Raw genomic sequence first — 17,455 nt, 5'->3', positions numbered from 1 at the left:
TCCTCGGCCGCAGGTGCAGCCAGTCCACGGTGGTGATCCCGGCGGCTGCGGCCTGGCGCGCCCCCTCGGCGAGCATCTCGGCGTCGGCGTCCAGGCCGGTCGCCCGCTCGAACCAGGGAGCGAGCAGCAGGGTGAGGGAGCCCGGCCCGCAACCGACGTCGAGCAGCCGGCCGGTGCCGTCGAGGGCGAGCTCGTCGACCAGGGCGTCGACCACCTCTGACGGATACGGCACGCGGCCCTGGACGTAGTGGGCCGCGCTCCCGCGGTACAGCGACGGGTCCCAGTCCCACCCGAGGTCGCTCACGCCGGCCAGTGTGGCCGTCAGTACGGCGGTGGGGTGGTGATGGCGGTGAGGCCGGATGGGGTGGTGACGGTGAGGGTGCCGTCGGGGGCCATGTGGTGGGTCCAGCCGGGTGCCTGGTGCTTGCCGCGGTGGTGACCGGTGCAGTAACCGGCCAGGTTGCCCGCGGCGGTGGGCCCGGCGGGCCAGGGGGTGTGGTGGTCGAGTTCGCCGTGGCGGGGGACGGGGCGGCGGCAGCCGGGGAAGCGGCAGCGGCGGTCGCGGGCGCGCACGAACCGGTCCAGTGCCGCGGTGGGCCGGTAGCCGGGGCTCTCGCCCGGGGGGCTCACTCCGGCGTCGGCGCGGGCAGCCTGCTGCAGTCCGGGCAGGTCGGTGAGGGCGAGCAGCGCGCCGGTGACCGCATCGGTGAGGGCGAGGCGGGGCCGGTCGGCCAGCCCGCCGCCGGCGGTCCGGGCCAGCAGGTCGGCCAGGTCGGCGCGGGCGTGCGCGCCAGCGGCAGCCAGGGCGGTGAGCGCGTCGGGTGCGGCCGAGACCCGGCCGGCGGCACTCGCCGCCCAGGCGGCCTCGTCGGCGGTGTCGGCGCGTTCGGCGGTGGCCACCAGCCGGCGGGCGTGGCCCAGAGCGCGCTGGAGGGTGAGCAGGGCGGTGCCGGCGTCGTCGACGGCGTGGTCGGCGCGCGCCCACCACCCGTCGGGCACGGCCGGGCCGGGGCGGTGCCCGGGTGGTGGGGCGGTAGGCGGTGAGTCGTGGAGCCAGTCGGGTGGTGGCCCGTCCTCGTCGAGATAGCAGGGGGCCGGCTCGGCGTCGAACTCCCCGGCCAGGACGCGGTGCTCCAGCTCCTCCGACCAGCGCGCGAAGTCCTCCTCCTCGGACACCACCGCGGATGTGCCCGCCATTGCGGCCGGCTCGGTGTCGGTGGGCTCGGACTCGGACTCGATCGATGCCGTGTCGGTCGGCGCGGTGTCGGTGGGCTCGGTGTCGGTGGCGGCCGCGTGACCGGTGAGGGCGGCGAGCAGGGCGCGCACCACCTCGGCGGGCACCACCTGGCCGTCGATCTCGCACGGGGCATCCCCGCCCAGCAGCGCCCCGACCGGGGCGACCACGGTGAGGGCGACCTGCACCGGGGGCGGGCCGGTCTCACCGGGGCGCAGCACCAGGTCCAGCAGGCAGTCGGCCATCTTCTGCCCGCGGCTGCGGCCATCGGCCGGATCGGCGGGCAGCGCGTCGGCGTGCGCGCCCAGCGCCGCGAGCAGCGCGGCGGCCTCCGGGGTGGTCAACAACGCCGACACCACACTCATCCCGGCGGTGCGGTCCGGGCGGGCGGATACCCCGCGCCGGCGCAGCGCGCGGGCCAGGTCGCGGGCGGCGTCGCGGGCGCGGTGGGCGAGCACCACCCGGCGCACCTTGTCGCCCAGCTGCGCCGGGGTGGTCACCGACCGGCCGGCCAGCCAGGCCAGCAGCTCGGTCTCGAGGCGGGCGCGCAGCGCGTGGTCGGCGATCGGCGCGACGTGCTCGAGCAGGCACCACAGGTGCCCGGGATGCAGCCGCCCCGCCTGCAGCGCGGCCAGGGCGCCAGGCAGCCGGTGCACCAGGGTGAGGGAGCGGACCAGCTCCTCCTCCGCCCGCTGCGCGGTCACGTTCAACGCGATCGCCAGCTCGGCGGTGGCCCACTCACTCACCGGCCGCAGCACCTCGGCCCGCGCCGCCCACCGCTCGGCCGCCATCGCACCCGGAGAGCCCGGCGGCCGGTCGGCCGAGGCGGGCCGCGTCTCCGCGAACGCCGCGATCGCCCGCGCCCGCAACGCCGTCTGCCGGGACAGTTCGCGATCGGCGGCCTGCACCGCACCCAGCGGCCCCGACGCCCGGCCCACCACGGGCTCGTCGACCGCCAGCACCTCCGTCACGTGTTCGATCATACGTTCGAACACGGATGTAATCAAGTCCTGTGGACGGCAAACCGGCAGGTCAGACCGGCGGGAGGTGCGCCACCGTGGCGGCGATACCCGTCAGGTGGGTCAGCCGGAGCAGCTCCGAGCGGCGAAACGCGGGACCCCCCGAGCGGCCGAGGACCACGGCGGTGGCGGGGTCGCCGAAGGGCGCCGCCATCATCTCGATGGCCATCTCCCGCCAGCGCTCGGGCAGCCAGTCGTCCTCGCTGGGCAGCAGCCGCGGCGTCGACAGCGGCAGCCACGGCAGCGCCAGGCCCTCGAGGGCGGGCGCGGCGTCGGAGGCGGCCAGCACCTCGCCGCCGCCGGCGCCGTCGGCCTGCACCACCGCCGCCCAGCCACCGTGGAACACCCGCGGCAGCTCGACGGCGAGGATCTTGACCGCGGTGCCCTCGGGAGCGCGGGCGAGGGCCTCGAGCAGGTCGAGCTCGCGGTGGGTGTCCAGCGCGCCGGCGAAGGGCCGCAACGACTCCACCTGCACCCCCGGCACCGCCTGCGCGGCGGTGATGAGACTGTCGGGCAGCCGGCCGGGCGGCAGGTCGACGACGACGTCGTCGACGGCCACCCCGCCACCGCGCTCGAGGACGTCGACGGAGACGATGTCGACCCCCGCGTCGCCCAGCGCGGTCGCCACCGCACCCAGCAGGCCGGGGCGGTCGGGGACGACCAGCCGCAGGAGATAGGACACGGTTCCTCCGCTGACGACGTCGAGGGGCAGCCGATCGGCGTCGATCGAGTGGCGCCAGCAGCTTCCCCCACCGGGCACCCCGCGGTCGAGCGCGCTCCCCGGCCCGGCCGGGGCCCACGGCGGCCCGCGTACAGTGACCGGGTTGCGTCCCTGGCGCCGGCGCGGCGCCGACGACAGGAGTCCCGCCCCAGTCATGAGCACCACGACCCCCGAACCCGGAGCGGCACCCGCCCTCGGCCGCCAGGACATCGCGCACCTCGCGCGGCTGGCCCGGCTCGCCGTCACCGACGAGGAGCTCGACCGCTTCGCCGGCCAGCTGGGGGCCGTCCTCGACGCGGTGGCCCAGGTGCAGCGCGCCGACGTCGGCGACGTCGCCCCCACCACGCACGCCGTCCCGCTGACCAACGTCCTGCGGGCCGACGTCGCCACCCCGTGCCTGCCGCGCGACGCCGTCCTGGCCGCCGCCCCCGCCGCCGAGGACGGCCGCTTCCGCGTCCCGCGCATCCTGGGGGAGGAGGAGTGAGCGACCTCACCGCCCTCACCGCCGTCGAGCTGCAGGCGGCCCTGGCCGCCGGCGAGACCTCCTCGGTGGAGGTCACCCGCGCGCACCTCGACCGGATCGCCGCCGAGGACGGCGCCCTCGGCGCCTTCCTCCACGTCACCGCCGACGCCGCGCTCGCCCGGGCCGCGGAGGTCGACGCCTCGGGCACCGCGGGCACCGGCCTGGCCGGCATCCCGGTCGCCCTCAAGGACGTCTTCGTCACCGAGGGCGTGCCCACCACCAGCGGCTCGCGGATCCTCGAGGGCTGGCGGCCGCCCTTCTCGGCGACGGTCGCGAGCCGGCTCGCCGACGCCGGCACGGTGCTCCTCGGCAAGACCAACATGGACGAGTTCGCCATGGGGTCGTCCACCGAGAACTCCGCCTACGCGGTGACCCGCAACCCGTGGGACCACGACCGGATCCCGGGCGGCTCCTCCGGCGGGTCGAGCGCGGCGGTGGCCGGCCGGCTCGCGCCGCTGGCGCTGGGCACCGACACCGGCGGCTCGATCCGCCAGCCCGCGGCGGTCACCGGCCTGGTCGGGCACAAGCCCACCTACGGCTCGGTGTCGCGCTACGGGCTGATCGCCTTCTCCTCGAGCCTGGACCAGGCCGGCCCGATGGCCCGCACGGTCCTGGACGCCGCCCTGCTGCACGAGGCCATCGGCGGCCACGACCCGCGCGACTCCACGAGCATCGACGCGCCCGTGCCCACCGTCGTCGAGGCCGCCCGCCGCGGTGCCGGTGGCGACCTGTCGGGCCTGCGCGTCGGCGTCGTCCGCGAGCTCGGCGGCGAGGGTGCCCGCGAGGGCTACGAGCAGGGCGTGCTCGACCGGGTCGCCGAGGGGGTCGCGCTGCTCGAGGCCGCCGGCGCGCAGGTGCGCGAGGTGTCGTGCCCGTCGTTCGGGCTGGCGCTGCCGGCCTACTACCTCATCGCCCCCAGCGAGGCGTCGTCGAACCTGGCCCGCTTCGAGGGCATGCGGTTCGGCATCCGGGTGGGCGACGACGGCGGCCACGACGTCGACGAGGTCATGGCGCTGACCCGCGAGCAGGGCTTCGGCCCCGAGGTCAAGCGGCGGATCATCCTCGGCACCTACGCGCTGTCGGCCGGCTACTACGAGGCCTACTACGGGCAGGCGCAGAAGGTCCGCACGCTCATCACCCGCGACTTCAGCGCGGCCTTCGACGACGTCGACGTGCTCGTCAGCCCGACCAGCCCGACCGTGGCCTGGCCGATCGGCGCCCGCGTCGAGGACCCGCTGGCCATGTACGCCGCCGACCTGTGCACGCTGCCGGCCAGCCTCGCCGGCGTCCCGGCGATCTCGGTGCCGTGCGGGCTGTCCGACGGCCTGCCGGTCGGCCTGCAGGTGATGGCGCCGGCGCTGGCCGACGACCGCTGCTACCGCGTCGCGGCCGCCGTCGAGGCCGCGCTGGGCGCGCCGCTCACCGACCGCCTGCTGGAGCGTGCCGCGTGAACGGCGCGCTCAAGGCCGCGTGGGGGCTGACCGCCTTCGTGGTGCTGGCCGGGCTGGTGCTGTGGCTGGTCACCGGCGAGGCCGTCTTCGCCGTCTTCATCGTCCTGGGCCTGCTGACCGGCGTCGGTGCCTGGCTGACCGGGCGCACCACCCCGAAGGGAGACCGCACCCCGTGAGCGAGCCCCTCGTCGACTTCGACGACGTCCTCACCCGCTACGAGCCGGTCATCGGCCTGGAGACCCACGTCGAGCTGGGCACCGAGTCGAAGATGTTCTGCGGCTGCACGACCGCCTTCGGCGCCGAGCCCAACACCCAGACCTGCCCGGTGTGCCTGGGCCTGCCCGGCTCGCTGCCGGTGGCCAACGCCGCCGCGGTCGAGTCGACCATCCGGATCGGCCTGGCCCTGGGCTGCCGGATCGCCTCCTGGTCGCGCTTCGCCCGGAAGAACTACTTCTACCCGGACATCCCCAAGGGCTTCCAGACCAGCCAGTACGACGAGCCGCTGTGCACCGCCGGGCACCTCGACGTCGAGGTCGACGGCGAGACCTACCGCGTGGAGATCGAGCGGGTGCACCTGGAGGAGGACACCGGCAAGAACCTGCACGTGGGCGGGGCCACCGGCCGCATCCACGGCGCCGAGTACTCGCTGGTCGACTTCAACCGGGCCGGGATCCCGCTGGTCGAGATCGTCACCCGCCCGGTCGCCGGGGCCGGCGCGAAGGCACCCGAGGTCGCCCGCGCCTACGTCACCGAGCTGCGCGAGATCATCCAGACCCTCGGCGCCTCCGACGTGCGCATGGAGCAGGGCAGCCTGCGCTGCGACGTGAACACCTCGCTGGCCCCGGTCGGCAGCCTGGAGTGGGGCACCCGCACCGAGACGAAGAACGTCAACTCGCTGCGCTCGGTCGAGCGGGCCGTGCGCTACGAGATGCGCCGGCAGGCCGCGGTCCTCGACGGCGGCGGCCGGATCGTGCAGGAGACCCGCCACTTCCACGAGGACACCGGCAGCACGTCGCCGGGGCGCAGCAAGGAGGAGGCGACCGACTACCGGTACTTCCCCGAGCCCGACCTCGTCCCGCTGGCCCCCGACGCCGAGTGGGTGGAGAAGCTCGCCGCCGGGCTGCCCGAGCTGCCGGCCGCCCGCCGCGCGCGGCTGCGCGAGGAGTGGGGCCTGTCGGCCACCGAGATGGCCTGGCTGGTCAACGCCGGCGCCCTCGGGGTGGTGGAGGAGACCGTCGCCGCGGGCGCCTCGCCGGCCGACGCGCGCAAGTGGTGGCTGGGCGAGCTGGCGCGCCGGGCCAACGACGCCGGGGTGGAGCTGACCGCGCTGGCGGTCACCCCGCGGCAGGTCGCCGAGCTCAGCGCGCTGGTCGCCGAGGGCACCGTCAACGACCAGCTGGCCCGCCAGGCGCTCGACGGCGTGCTGGCCGGGGAGGGCGACCCGCGCGCCGTCGTCGAGTCGCGCGGGCTGGCCGTGCTGGGGGAGTCCGACGAGCTGGTGGCCGCCGTCGACGCCGCGATCGCCGGCGCCCCCGACGTCGTCGCCAAGGTGCAGGGCGGCAAGGTGCAGGCCCTCGGCGCGCTCGTGGGCGCGGTCATGAAGGCCACCCGCGGCAAGGCCGACGCGGCCACGGTGCGCCGGATGCTCGAGGAGCGGGTGCTCGGGAGCTGAGTCCGGGCGGGTGCGCCCGGCGGGCGCACCCGCTCAGACCGGGCTGGAGCCGGTCGAGCTCGGCGGGAGGATCCGCAGCACCCGGTCGTCGTCCTCGGCGGGGGTGCCGACGCCGTCCCGGTTGGACGTCGTGATCCACAGCGCGCCCTCGCCGTCGAGGACGACGGTGCGCAGCCGCCCGTAGCGGCCGCCGAGCAGCTCCTCGGGCACCTCGACGACGCCGCCCTGGCCGTCGACCTGCACGGCGTAGACCCGCTGCCCGTCGAGCGCGCCGAGGAACACCGTGGTGCCGGCGGCGGCGCACCCGCCCAGTCCGCCGGCGCCGTTGTCGACCGTGTGCACCGGCGGGACCGTCGCGGCACCGGGGGTGGGCCAGCCGTGGTCGGTGCCCTCGCTGAGCCGGTTGAGCTCGTCGGGCCCGGCCGCGGACTCGTCGACGGCGTAGACGACGGTCGGCTGGTCGCCGGTCAGGCAGACGGCGGTGACGTCGGAGAAGCCGCTGCTGAACACCGGCCCCGCGGCGTTGGCCGGCTGCCCGAAGACGTCGATGTGCAGCACCTTGCCGCCCAGCGACGTCAGGTCCTGCGCCAGGGCCGGGTTCCCGGTGTCCCCGGTGCCGACGTAGAGCGTGCCGTCGGGGGCGAACTGCAGGCCGCCGCCGTTGTGCGTCTCCCCGCGCGGGATGCCGGTGTAGACCGGGTTGGGCGTGCCGCCCATCGGGAAGCGGACGACGCGGTTGTCGGTCGCGGTCGAGACGTAGGCGTAGAACAGCCCGTCCTCGTCGAACGTCGGCGACAGCGCCAGGCCCAGCAGCCCGCCGTCGCCGGCGGTGTCGATCCCCGGCAGCACCATCAGCTCGCGCGGGGGGGAGCGGTCGGGGAACACCTGCAGCAGCCGGCCGGTCTCCCGCTCGCCGACCACCGCGCTGCCGTCGGGCAGCACGACCAGCCCGGTGGGCACGGTCAGGTCGGTGGCGACGACGTTGGGGTCGCCGGCGGTCTGCCCGGAGCCGGGCTCGGCGGGCTCACCGGGCGCCGGGGCGGGGGAGGACTCGGTGGGCGGGCCGACCTCCGGAGGGGCGCCCTCGGGCAGCGGCCGGAACGGCCCGCGCGGCTCGTAGCCGTCGTCGCCGCAGCCGGCGAGGACCAGGGTCAGGGCCACCGCGCAGGCGGCGCCGGCCGCCCGCCGTCCCCGCTGCCGCCTCACCCGGTCCACAGTACGGGCGGATCCCGGCGCCACGGTGCCACCGGGCGGCCCGCGGCGGCGGGTGCCAGTCTCGGGTGCCGTGGCCCCCGAGATCCGCGGTACCGACGTCGCCGGACCCGACGAGACGCTCACCGTCCTGGTCCCCACCCCCGAGCTGGCCGACGCCGCCGGCGCGCTGTCCCCGCGGGTGCGCGCGCTGGTCGCCGACCCCGGCGACGGCCCGCCGACCGGGGAGGCCGCGCAGGCGCAGGTCTGGGTGCCGCCCTTCGGCGGGTCGGTCCCCCCGCCGGAGTTCCTCGACGCGCTGCCGCGGCTGCGGCTGGTGCAGCTGCTCAGCGCCGGCGCCGAGCGCTTCGCCGGCCGGCTGCCCGACGGCATCGCGCTGTCCAACGCCCGCGGCGCGCACACCCCCGCGACGGCCGAGTGGGTGGTGGCCGCGACGCTGGCCGCACAGCGCGGGCTGCCCGACCTGGTGCGCGAGCAGGACGCCGGGCGGTGGTCGCCGCGCACCTTCTCCTCGCTGGTCGGGGCGCGGGTGCTCGTCGTCGGCGCGGGCGACATCGGCCGCCGGGTCGGCGCGATGCTGTCCGGCTTCGACGTCGAGCTCACCTACGTCGGGCGGACCGCCCGCGACGGCGTGCACGCCACCGCCGAGCTGCCGGGCCTGCTGCCGCACGCCGACGTCGTGGTCGTCCTCGTGCCGGTCACCGACGAGACCACCGGCCTGGTCGACGCCGCCTTCCTCGCCGCGATGCCCGACGGTGCCCTGCTGGTCAACGCCGCGCGCGGGGTCGTCGTCGACACGTCCGCCCTGCTCGCCGAGCTCACCGCCGGCCGGCTGCGCGCCGCCCTCGACGTCACCGACCCCGAGCCGCTGCCCGAGGGCCACCCGCTGTGGTCGGCGCCCGGGCTGCTGCTGACCCCGCACGTGGCCGGCACGGTGCCCGACGCCGGCCCCCGGGCGCAGGCCGCCGTCCTCGCCCAGCTGCGGCGGGTGCTGGCCGGCGAGCCGCTGGCCGACGTCGTCGACGCGTACTGAGACGCCGGCCGAGCGGGGATGATCGGCAGACGTGGCTGTCCTCGCACGTCTGCGGCTGAGCAAGGTCGCGCTGCTGCCCGTCGTCTTCCTCGCCGTCTGCGTGCTGCCGTTCGCCGCCGCGTCGCCCGCCGCCGCACTCGTGCTGCTGCTGCCGCTGGCCGCGGCGGCGTGGGTGCTGCGGGTCGGGGTCGACGTCGACGACGCCGGCATCACCACCCGCGGGCTGCTCGGGCAGCGCCGGGTGGCGTGGGACGACCTGGCCGGCATCCGCGTCGGGCGCAACGCGCGGCTGCGGCTGGTCACCCGCGAGGGCGGCGAGGTGCCGCTGCCGGTGCTGCGCGCCCGCGACCTGCCGCGGCTGGCCGGGTGGTCCGGCGGCCGCTTCGACGTCCCTCAGCCGCCGTCGGCCTGACCGGCGAGCACCTGCAGCCGGGCGGCGGTCCGGCTGCCCTCGGCCGCGGTGTAGACGACGACCTGCAGGCCGGGGGCGTCGGCCGGCGCGAGCTGGTGGTGCTCCAGGAACAGCGTGCCCACCTCGGGGTGCTCGAAGCGGCGCTCGGCGGAGCTGAACCGGTCGACGTCGTGGCTGGCCCACCCGGCGCGGAAGTGCGGGCTGGCCGCCTCCAGCCGGGACACCAGGTCGACGACGGCGGGGTCGGCCAGCCGCGGACCGACCTCCGCGCGGAACTGGGCGAGGAACCGGCGGCTGTCGGTGGCCCAGTCGCCGAGCAGCGCGCGCACCGCGGGGTCGGTGAACACCAGCCACAGCAGGTTGCGCCCGGCGGCGGGGACGCGGGCGACACCGGGGTAGAGGCGCTCGTAGGCGCGGTTCCACCCAGCGATCGACCAGTCCGCGGTGATGGCGTAGGCGGGGGAGGGGCCCAGCGCGTCGAGCAGCCGCTGCACGTGCCCGGGCATCCCCCCGGCGGTGCCGTCCGGGGCGGGGCCGCCGTGCCCGGTCAGCCCCAGCACGTAGCCGTGCTCGGCCGGGGACATCCGCAGCGTGCGGGCCAGCGCGTCGACCACCTGACGGGACGGGTGGATGTCGCGGCCCTGCTCCAGCCACGTGTACCAGGTGTGGCTCACCCCGGACAGCAGCGCGACCTCCTCGCGGCGCAGCCCCGGCGTCCGGCGCGCCCCGGACGCCGGCAGCCCGGCGGCCCGCGGGTCGACCTGCCGGCGGCGGGAGCGGAGGAACTCCGCGAGTTCCCGGCGGGCGGGAGTGGGCACGGCCGGCCTCCTCGGTGGTGGTACCGGTACCAGTATCAAGCGCGCCTGGGACGGCCCCGCCGACCGGCCTACCCTGCTGTTCCGTGACCACCGTGGAGGAGCCCCGCGCCACCGCCGACGTCAAGCCCCGCAGCCGGGAGGTGACCGACGGCATCACCCGCGCCCCGGCGCGCGCGATGCTGCGCGCGGTCGGCATGGGCGACGACGACTGGGACAAGCCGCAGGTCGGCGTCGCCTCGTCCTGGAACGAGATCACCCCCTGCAACCTCTCGCTGGACCGGCTGGCCAAGCGCGCCAAGGAGGGCGTGCACGCCGCCGGCGGCTTCCCGCTGGAGTTCGGCACCATCTCCGTCTCCGACGGCATCTCCATGGGCCACGAAGGCATGCGCGCCTCGCTGGTCAGCCGCGAGGTCATCGCCGACTCGGTGGAGACGGTGGTGTTCGCCGAGCGACTCGACGGCACCGTGCTGCTCGCCGGCTGCGACAAGTCGCTGCCGGGCATGCTCATGGCCGCCGCGCGACTCGACCTCGCCAGCGTCTTCCTCTACTCCGGGTCCACGCTGCCCGGCCGGCTCGGCGACCGCGACGACATCACGATCATCGACGTCTTCGAGGCGGTCGGCGCCTGCGCCCGCGGGCTGATCACCGAGGAGGAGCTGGGCGCCGTCGAGCGCGCCGCCTGCCCCGGCATGGGCTCCTGCGGCGGCATGTACACCGCCAACACCATGGCCAGCGTCGCCGAGGCGCTGGGCATGGCGCTGCCCGGCAGCGCCGCACCGCCGGCGCCGGACAGCCGCCGCGACGCCTTCGCCGTCGCCTCCGGCGAGGCCGTGGTCAACCTGCTGCGGAAGGGGATCACCGCGCGGCAGATCATGACCCGCGAGGCGTTCGAGAACGCGATCACCGTGGTCATGGCGCTGGGCGGCTCCACCAACGCCGTGCTGCACCTGCTGGCGATCGCGCACGAGGCGGGCGTCGAGCTGACCCTCGACGACTTCAACCGGATCGGTGACCGCACCCCGCACCTGGCCGACGTCAAGCCGTTCGGCCGCTACGTCATGACCGACGTCGACCGCATCGGCGGCGTCCCCGTGGTCCTGCGCGCGCTGCTCGACGCCGGCCTGCTGCACGGCGACACGCTCACCGTGACCGGGCGGACGATGGCCGAGAACCTCGCCGAGATCGCCCCGCCGGACCCCGACGGCGCGATCATCCACGCCATGTCCCAGCCGATCCACACGACCGGCGGGCTGACGATCCTGCGCGGGTCGCTGGCGCCCGAGGGCGCGGTGGTGAAGTCCGCCGGCTTCGACCGCGACGTCTTCGAGGGCACCGCCCGCGTCTTCGACGGCGAGCAGGGCGCCATGGACGCGGTCACCGAGGGCACGCTGCGGGCCGGCGACGTCGTCGTCATCCGCTACGAGGGCCCCAAGGGCGGACCGGGCATGCGCGAGATGCTCGCCGTGACCGGCGCGATCAAGGGCGCGGGCCTGGGCAAGGACGTCCTGCTGCTCACCGACGGCCGCTTCTCCGGCGGCACCACCGGCCTGTGCATCGGCCACGTCGCGCCGGAGGCCACCGAGGGCGGCCCGATCGCGCTGGTCCGCGACGGCGACCCGGTGCGCCTGGACCTCACCACCCGCACGCTGGACCTGCTGGTCGACGACGACGAGCTGGCCCGCCGCCGCGCGGACTGGGCGCCGCTGCCCCCGCGCTACACCACCGGCGTCCTCGGCAAGTACGCCAAGCTCGTCGGCTCGGCGGCCTCGGGCGCCATCTGCGGCTAGGGCCCGCCACCCCCTCCTTGGGGTGAGCGGGCGCCCCGGCGGGTGTCCCCGGTCGGCCGGGGTGCCGACACCCCGGGTGTGGACCGACGGACGAGGTGGCTGTTCGCGGCGGCCGTGCCGGCCGTCGCGGTGTGCGTCGCCGCCGCCGTGGACCCGGCCCTGCACCTGTCCGGGGACGTCGTCGCCGGCCTCGCCGGGGTCGCGACGGCGGCCGCGCTGTGGGCCGCCAGCCGCTCGGGCGAGGCCGCCGACCGCCCGTGGCGGCTGCTCGCCCTCGCGCCGCTGTTCCCCGTCCTCGCGCTGCTGGTCTCGTGGACGGTGCAGCCGGACACCGTGCTGCACCAGGTCGTGCTGCGCTGGCTGCCGACCGTCCCCGGCTACGTCGTCACCGTCGCCGCGCTGCTCGGCATGGCCGGGCGCGCGGGCCTGCGCCGCACCGACCCCCGCACGGTGCTCGAGCTGGCCCTCTTCGGCGCGGCGGCGCTGGTGGTCATGCAGGTGCTCATGGTCGGCCCCGGCAACAGCTGGACCGCCCTCTCGCTCGGCGCGCAGCTCGTCCTCGGTGCCGCCGTCGTGGCCACCGGCGCGGTCATGGCCGCCGCCCTGACCGTCCTCGGGGCCGTGGAGGCCCACCGCCAGCGCATGGCCGCCGTGCTGCTCGGCGCGCTGGTCCTGCTCGCCAGCGCCCGCGGTGCCGGGACCTCCGCCGCGCTGCTCGGCGCGCCCGACGTCGTCGCGGCCACCCGCGTCGCCGTCGTCGTCGGGCTGGCGCTGCTGGTGCTGGCCCGCTCGCTCGACACCGGCCCGGCCGCCGACCCCGACGCGGTCCGCGTGCCCCTCAGCGGTCCCGCCGTCCAGCTGCGGTCGGTGCTGCCCCAGCTCGCCCTGGTCGTGGTGGTCGCCATCGTCGTCGGGTCGCTCGCCCTCGGTACGGGGCCCACCTGGGTCACCCTCGCCGGCGCGCTGCTGTGCGTGGCGCTGTCGGCGGCGCACCGCTGGGTCACCGCCCGCGAGGACCACCAGCGCAGCGCCCGGCTCCGCCACGACGAGGCCTACTTCCGCAACCTGCTGCACTCCACCCGCGAGGCGGTGCTCGTCCTCGACCGCCGGCTGCGCGTGGACTGGGCGTCCCCGGCGCTGGCCGAGCTGCTGGGTGTCGCGCCGGGCGAGCTGGCCGGCCGCGACCTGCTCGGTGGCGCCCCCGGCCGGCCCGGGACGATGGACCCCGAGGACGCCGCCCGGCTTCGCCGCGCCCTCGACGGCGCCTCCGACGGCACCGGCGGGCTGGTCCTGCTGCGGCTGCGCGACGCCGCGGGGGACACCCGCCACCTGGAGGCCAGCGTCTCCGACCTGCGTGCCGACGACGCCGTCGCCGTGGTCGTGCTGCACTGCCGCGACGTCACCGAGCGCGAGGCCCGCGAGCGCGCGCTGGAGGAGGTCGCCTACACCGACGGGCTCACCGGCCTGCCCAACCGGGCCGGCTGGGAGGCCGCGCTGACCGCCGCCCTGACCGCCGAGCCGACCGGACCCCGGCCGGCCGTGCTGCTGGTCGACGTCCGCGGACTCGACGCCGTGCGGGAGGACGCCGGCCGCGACACGGTGTCCGCCGTCCTGGTCGAGCTCGGCCGACGGCTGCGCGCCACCGTCCGCGGCGACGAGGTGGTCGCGCGCATCGCCGGCGGCACGTTCGGCGTCCTCGCCGCCGGCCCGTCCGACACCGCCGCCCTGCTCGCCGACCGCTGCCTGGCGGTGGTAGAGCAGCCGGTGCCCACGCCCGCGGGCGTCTTCGACCTCACCGGCGACGTCGGCGTCGTCCTCGCCGAGCCCGGCCTCGACGTCGCCGAGCTCACCGCCCGCGCCGAGCTGGCCGTGGCCACCGCCCGCACCTCCGGCTCGGCCCGCGCCACCGTGTGGACCCCGGCGCTCGGCGCGGCCGCCGTCCGCCGCGACCGGCTGCGGGAGGACGTCGCCGGCGCCGCCGGACGGGGCGAGATGTGGGTGGCCTTCCAGCCGATCGTGTCGATGGAGGAGCAGCGGGTCACCGGCGTCGAGGCGCTGCTGCGCTGGCGGCACCCCGAGCTCGGCGACGTGCCGCCGCGCGAGTTCGTCCCGGTCGCCGAGCGCGCCGGCGTCATCGCCGACCTGCAGCGCTGGGCGCTGCGGGAGGCCTGCACGGTCACCGCCGCGCTGCCGCTCGTGCAGGGCCTGCCGCTGCGGCTGGGCGTCAACATCTCCGCCGCGCACGTCGCCGCCCGCACCCTGGTCGAGGACGTCGCCGCCGCGCTGTCGGCCGCCGGCCTGGAGCCCGAGCGGCTGGTCCTGGAGATCACCGAGGAGACCGTGCTCGCCGACGACGGTCCGGCGGCCGGCGACATCCAGGCGCTGCGGCTCATGGGCGTGCACGTGGCGCTCGACGACTTCGGCACCGGCTCGTCCTCGCTGGTGACCCTCGTGCGGCTGCCCATCGACGTGCTCAAGCTCGACCGCGCCTTCGTCTCCCGCGTCGACCGCGACCGGCAGAGCCGCGCGCTGTGCGAGTCGGTGGTGACCATCGGCCGCACGCTCGGCCTCGACGTCGTCGCCGAGGGCGTGGAGACCCCCGCGCAGCTGGGCGTGCTGCGCGGCCTGGGCATCGGCTTCGCGCAGGGCTTCCTGCTGTCCCGCCCGCTGCCGCCGGCCGAGCTGGTGCAGGTGCTGAGCGAGGGTGCCGGCGCGCTGTGGCCCGGCCTGGTCGGGCTGTCGGCCGACGGGGACGAGACGCGGGTGGTCCCGGTGGTCCGCGGTGCCTGACCCGCGCCCGCGCGCTGTCCCCGCCGCGCTGGGACTCCTCGCCCTGCTGGCCGCCGGCGCGACCACCGTCCAGCTGACCGGTGCCCCCGGGAGCGCCGCGCTCGTGCACGGCGCGCTCGCGCTGGCCGCGGGGACCGTCGCCGCCGTCCTCGCCGGGTCGGCCGGCCGCCGGCCGGGCCGGCCGGGCCGGCCGTGGCGGGTGCTGGCCGCCGCCGGCGGCCTGCTGGCCCTGGGCCAGCTGCTCACCGTCACCGCCCCGGCCGGCGGCCCGGTCACCGGCGGCGCCGGGGGCCTCGCCACGCTGCTCGCCGGCCCGGTCGCCGTCGCCGCGGCGTTCTGCCTGCTGCCGCCCCGCGCGCAGCGCCGGCTCGGCAGCCGGGTGCTGCTCGACGGCCTGGTCGTCACCGCCTCCGTGGTGCTGCTCGTCGGCGTCCTGCTCGCCGGCGTCGTCCGCACCGTCGGCACGCCGGGGCCGGGCCTGGTCACCCGCGGCCACCTCCTGGCCGGGGCGCTGCTGTGCGGCGTCGGGCTGGTCACCGTCACCGCGGTGTCCGAGTGGCGGCGCCGCTCCGCCGGCTGGCTGCTCACCGCCTTCGCGGCCATGGCCGCGGGGGCGCTCGGCAACGCCGCCCTCCGCTCCGTCCCCGACGCCGGGCAGGCCCGGCTGTGGGGCGTGCTCACCGTGCTGGCCTGGCTGGGGGCGCTCGGCGCCGTCCTGTGCGCGGCCGCCGCCGACCGCACCGGCACCGGCGCGGCCGACCCGGAGGGCGGGCGGCGCCGCGCGCTGCCGCTGCGCGGCGGGGTGCTCGCGCACGTCGCGGCCACCGCCGCGCTGGTCAGCCTGAGCGCCGGCGTGGTGGCCGGCCGGCCGCTGACCGCCGCCGAGGCCGCCGGTGCCGCCGTCCTGCTCCTGCTCACCTCCGCCCGCACGCTGTGCTGGGCCCTCGACGCCGCCCGCCTCACCCGCCGCCTGGAGCGGACCGAGGGCTGGTTCCGCGCGCTGGTCCACAGCGGCGACGCCGTCACCGTGGTCCTGGACGGCACCGGCACCATCACCTCGGCGACCGGGCCGGTGCAGGACCAGCTCGGTCGCGCCGAGGTCGACCTGCGCGGCCGGGCGCTGGCCGACCTGCTGCACCCCGAGGACCACGACCTGCTCGTCCGGGTCGCCGCGGCGCTGCGCGACGGCACCCCCGAGGGCCTGCCCGCCACCGGCCGGCTGCGCACCGAGGACGGCACCTGGCGCGACGTGGAGGTCGCCGGGGCCGCCCGCACCGGCGACCGGCGCGCCGGCGACGGCCTGGTGCTGCACCTGCGCGACGTGACCGAGCGCCGCGCCACCCACCGCGAGCTCGAGCGGATGGCCTACACCGACTCGCTGACCGGCCTGCCCAACCGGGCCCGGTTCATGGCCGCGCTCGAGGCCGCCCTCGACCGCGCCGGCCGGGGCCGCAGCGCCTGCGTGCTGCTGGTCGACCTCGACGGCTTCAAGGCCGTCAACGACGTCGCCGGCCACGACGCGGGGGACCGGCTGCTGTGCGAGGTGGCCGACGCGCTGCGCGCCGAGGCCCGGGCGGGTGACCTGGTCGCCCGCCTCGGCGGCGACGAGTTCGCCCTCGTCGTCGACGCCGGTCCCGAGGACGCGCTCGTCCTCGCCGAGCGGCTGGTCGCCCGGCTGGACCACACCCGCCGCCACGGCGAGGCCGGCCCGCTGCTGCACGTCTCGGCCAGCGTCGGCGTCACCGAGGTGCTGCCCGGTGCCGACGTCTCGGCGACCGTCCGCGAGGCCGACCTGGCGCTGCGCACCGTCAAGGCGCAGGGCAGGAACGGCGTGCGGGCGTCGGGGGAGGCCCTCGTCGAGGAGGTCGCCCGCCGCAGCCGGCTGGCCCGCGACCTGCCCGGCGCGATCACCGGCGGCCAGCTGCGGCTGGTCTACCAGCCCGTCGCCGGCACCGTGGAGCAGCGCGTCCTCGGCGTCGAGGCGCTGGTCCGCTGGGACCACCCCGAGCTCGGCCCGGTGTCCCCGGAGGAGTTCATCGGCCTGGCCGAGGAGGACGGGCTGATCGTCCCGCTGCAGCGCTGGGTGCTGCAGACGGCGACCGCCGAGCACGCCCGGCTGCTGGCCGGCGGCCGCGACCTCAAGCTCGGCGTCAACATCTCCGTGCGCCACCTGCAGGCCCGCTGCCTGGTCGAGGACGTCACCCGCGCCCTGCACCGCTCCGGCCTGCCGGCGCACCTGCTGATGATCGAGGTGACCGAGAGCGTCCTCATGGACGACGACGAGCGGCTGCTCGCCGAGCTCGCCGAGCTGTCGGCCCTGGGCTGCATCGTCTCCCTCGACGACTTCGGCAAGGGGTACTCGTCGCTGGCCTACCTGGCGCGGCTGCCCGTGCAGGTGCTGAAGATGGACCGCGGCTTCGTCTCCGGCATCGACACCGACCCGCGCGGGGCGGCGCTGGTGGGCAGCGTCGTCGACCTCGGCCGCACCCTCGGCATGGACGTCGTCGCCGAGGGGGTCGAGACCCCGGCGCAGCTGGCGGTGCTCACCCGGCTGGGCTGCGCCTTCCTGCAGGGCTGGCTGATCGGCCGCCCGGTGCCGGCCGCCGAGCTGCCCGCGCTCGTCGACGGGTTCGACCCCGCACCGCTCGCCGGGGCCGTCCCGGTCCCCGTCGCCGTCCCATGAACCGGCCGACACGGTCCCACTGGATGGGACGGTCTGGTTGACGTCGCGGCGGCGGAGGCGCACAGTGTCGTCGTGCCCTCCGCCTGCCAGCTCCTCGTAG

General features: G+C 77.1%; 13 protein-coding genes and 1 pseudogene. 9 read left to right on the top strand and 5 right to left on the bottom strand.

From position 1 onward, the window contains the following. Positions 1-58: 58 nt before the first annotated feature. The 3 genes and pseudogenes from ACI780_RS21100 to ACI780_RS21090 all read right to left on the bottom strand — a co-directional run. Positions 59-214, bottom strand: a pseudogene (locus tag ACI780_RS21100) (class I SAM-dependent methyltransferase); the annotation flags it as partial. Between the two features lie 107 nt (positions 215-321). Further along, positions 322-2,205 carry a DUF222 domain-containing protein gene (locus ACI780_RS21095; protein WP_457005545.1) on the bottom strand — a complete coding sequence of 628 codons (1,884 nt, stop codon included), beginning with the start codon at positions 2,203-2,205 and terminating at the stop codon, positions 322-324. Between the two features lie 61 nt (positions 2,206-2,266). Further along, positions 2,267-2,935, bottom strand: a complete 669-nt coding sequence (locus ACI780_RS21090; protein WP_457005543.1) for an ACT domain-containing protein — start codon at positions 2,933-2,935, stop codon at positions 2,267-2,269. A 193-nt stretch (positions 2,936-3,128) separates the two neighbouring features. Between ACI780_RS21090 and gatC the strand changes: the two genes are divergently transcribed. The 4 genes from gatC to gatB are packed head-to-tail and all read left to right on the top strand — an operon-like array spanning position 3,129 to position 6,620. Beyond that, the gene (gene gatC, locus ACI780_RS21085) at positions 3,129-3,458 is read left to right on the top strand and encodes an Asp-tRNA(Asn)/Glu-tRNA(Gln) amidotransferase subunit GatC (protein ID WP_456872389.1); all 330 of its coding nucleotides are present in this window, start codon (positions 3,129-3,131) and stop codon (positions 3,456-3,458) included. Further along, positions 3,455-4,948 (top strand): Asp-tRNA(Asn)/Glu-tRNA(Gln) amidotransferase subunit GatA, encoded by a 1,494-nt coding sequence (gatA, locus tag ACI780_RS21080; RefSeq protein WP_457005541.1) that lies wholly within the window; start codon positions 3,455-3,457, stop codon positions 4,946-4,948. The genes gatC and gatA overlap by 4 nt, the downstream gene beginning before the upstream one ends. Further along, positions 4,945-5,124, top strand: coding sequence for a hypothetical protein (locus ACI780_RS21075; RefSeq protein WP_456872391.1), 180 nt, complete (start codon positions 4,945-4,947; stop codon positions 5,122-5,124). Before gatA ends, ACI780_RS21075 begins: the two co-directional genes overlap by 4 nt. Beyond that, positions 5,121-6,620: an Asp-tRNA(Asn)/Glu-tRNA(Gln) amidotransferase subunit GatB gene (gene gatB / locus ACI780_RS21070; RefSeq protein WP_456872392.1), complete on the top strand. Its 1,500-nt coding sequence runs from the start codon at positions 5,121-5,123 to the stop codon at positions 6,618-6,620. Before ACI780_RS21075 ends, gatB begins: the two co-directional genes overlap by 4 nt. 33 nt (positions 6,621-6,653) lie before the next feature. Here gatB and ACI780_RS21065 read toward each other — a convergent pair whose 3' ends face one another. Beyond that, entirely contained in the window at positions 6,654-7,826 is a 1,173-nt protein-coding gene (locus ACI780_RS21065) for a PQQ-dependent sugar dehydrogenase (protein WP_456872393.1), read from the bottom strand. Positions 7,827-7,905: 79 nt separating this feature from the next. Between ACI780_RS21065 and ACI780_RS21060 the strand changes: the two genes are divergently transcribed. Together ACI780_RS21060 and ACI780_RS21055 are read left to right on the top strand one after the other, a co-directional pair. Then, on the top strand, positions 7,906-8,865 hold the full coding sequence (locus tag ACI780_RS21060) for a 2-hydroxyacid dehydrogenase (RefSeq protein WP_457005538.1): 960 nt from the start codon (positions 7,906-7,908) through the stop codon (positions 8,863-8,865). A 31-nt stretch (positions 8,866-8,896) separates the two neighbouring features. Then, on the top strand, positions 8,897-9,277 hold the full coding sequence (locus ACI780_RS21055) for a PH domain-containing protein (protein ID WP_456872395.1): 381 nt from the start codon (positions 8,897-8,899) through the stop codon (positions 9,275-9,277). Here ACI780_RS21055 and ACI780_RS21050 read toward each other — a convergent pair. Continuing rightward, on the bottom strand, positions 9,259-10,095 hold the full coding sequence (locus ACI780_RS21050) for a helix-turn-helix transcriptional regulator (protein WP_456872396.1): 837 nt from the start codon (positions 10,093-10,095) through the stop codon (positions 9,259-9,261). The genes ACI780_RS21055 and ACI780_RS21050 overlap by 19 nt on opposite strands. An 83-nt stretch (positions 10,096-10,178) precedes the next feature. Here ACI780_RS21050 and ilvD point away from each other — a divergent pair, with 83 nt between their 5' ends. From ilvD to ACI780_RS21035, 3 genes are all read left to right on the top strand, one after another. Then, positions 10,179-11,882: a dihydroxy-acid dehydratase gene (gene ilvD / locus ACI780_RS21045; RefSeq protein WP_457005536.1), complete on the top strand. Its 1,704-nt coding sequence runs from the start codon at positions 10,179-10,181 to the stop codon at positions 11,880-11,882. 78 nt (positions 11,883-11,960) lie between these two features. Then, entirely contained in the window at positions 11,961-14,672 is a 2,712-nt protein-coding gene (locus ACI780_RS21040; protein ID WP_457005534.1) for a putative bifunctional diguanylate cyclase/phosphodiesterase, read from the top strand. After that, a complete protein-coding gene (locus ACI780_RS21035) occupies positions 14,665-17,355 on the top strand; it encodes a putative bifunctional diguanylate cyclase/phosphodiesterase (protein WP_457005532.1) in 2,691 nt (896 codons plus the stop codon). Before ACI780_RS21040 ends, ACI780_RS21035 begins: the two co-directional genes overlap by 8 nt. The last annotated feature ends 100 nt before the right edge of the window (positions 17,356-17,455 follow it).

The sequence above is a fragment of the Geodermatophilus sp. SYSU D00814 genome (genome assembly GCF_054050055.1).
Note: the sequence above shows the minus strand (reverse complement) of the source record. Positions and strands in the feature narration are given on the sequence as shown.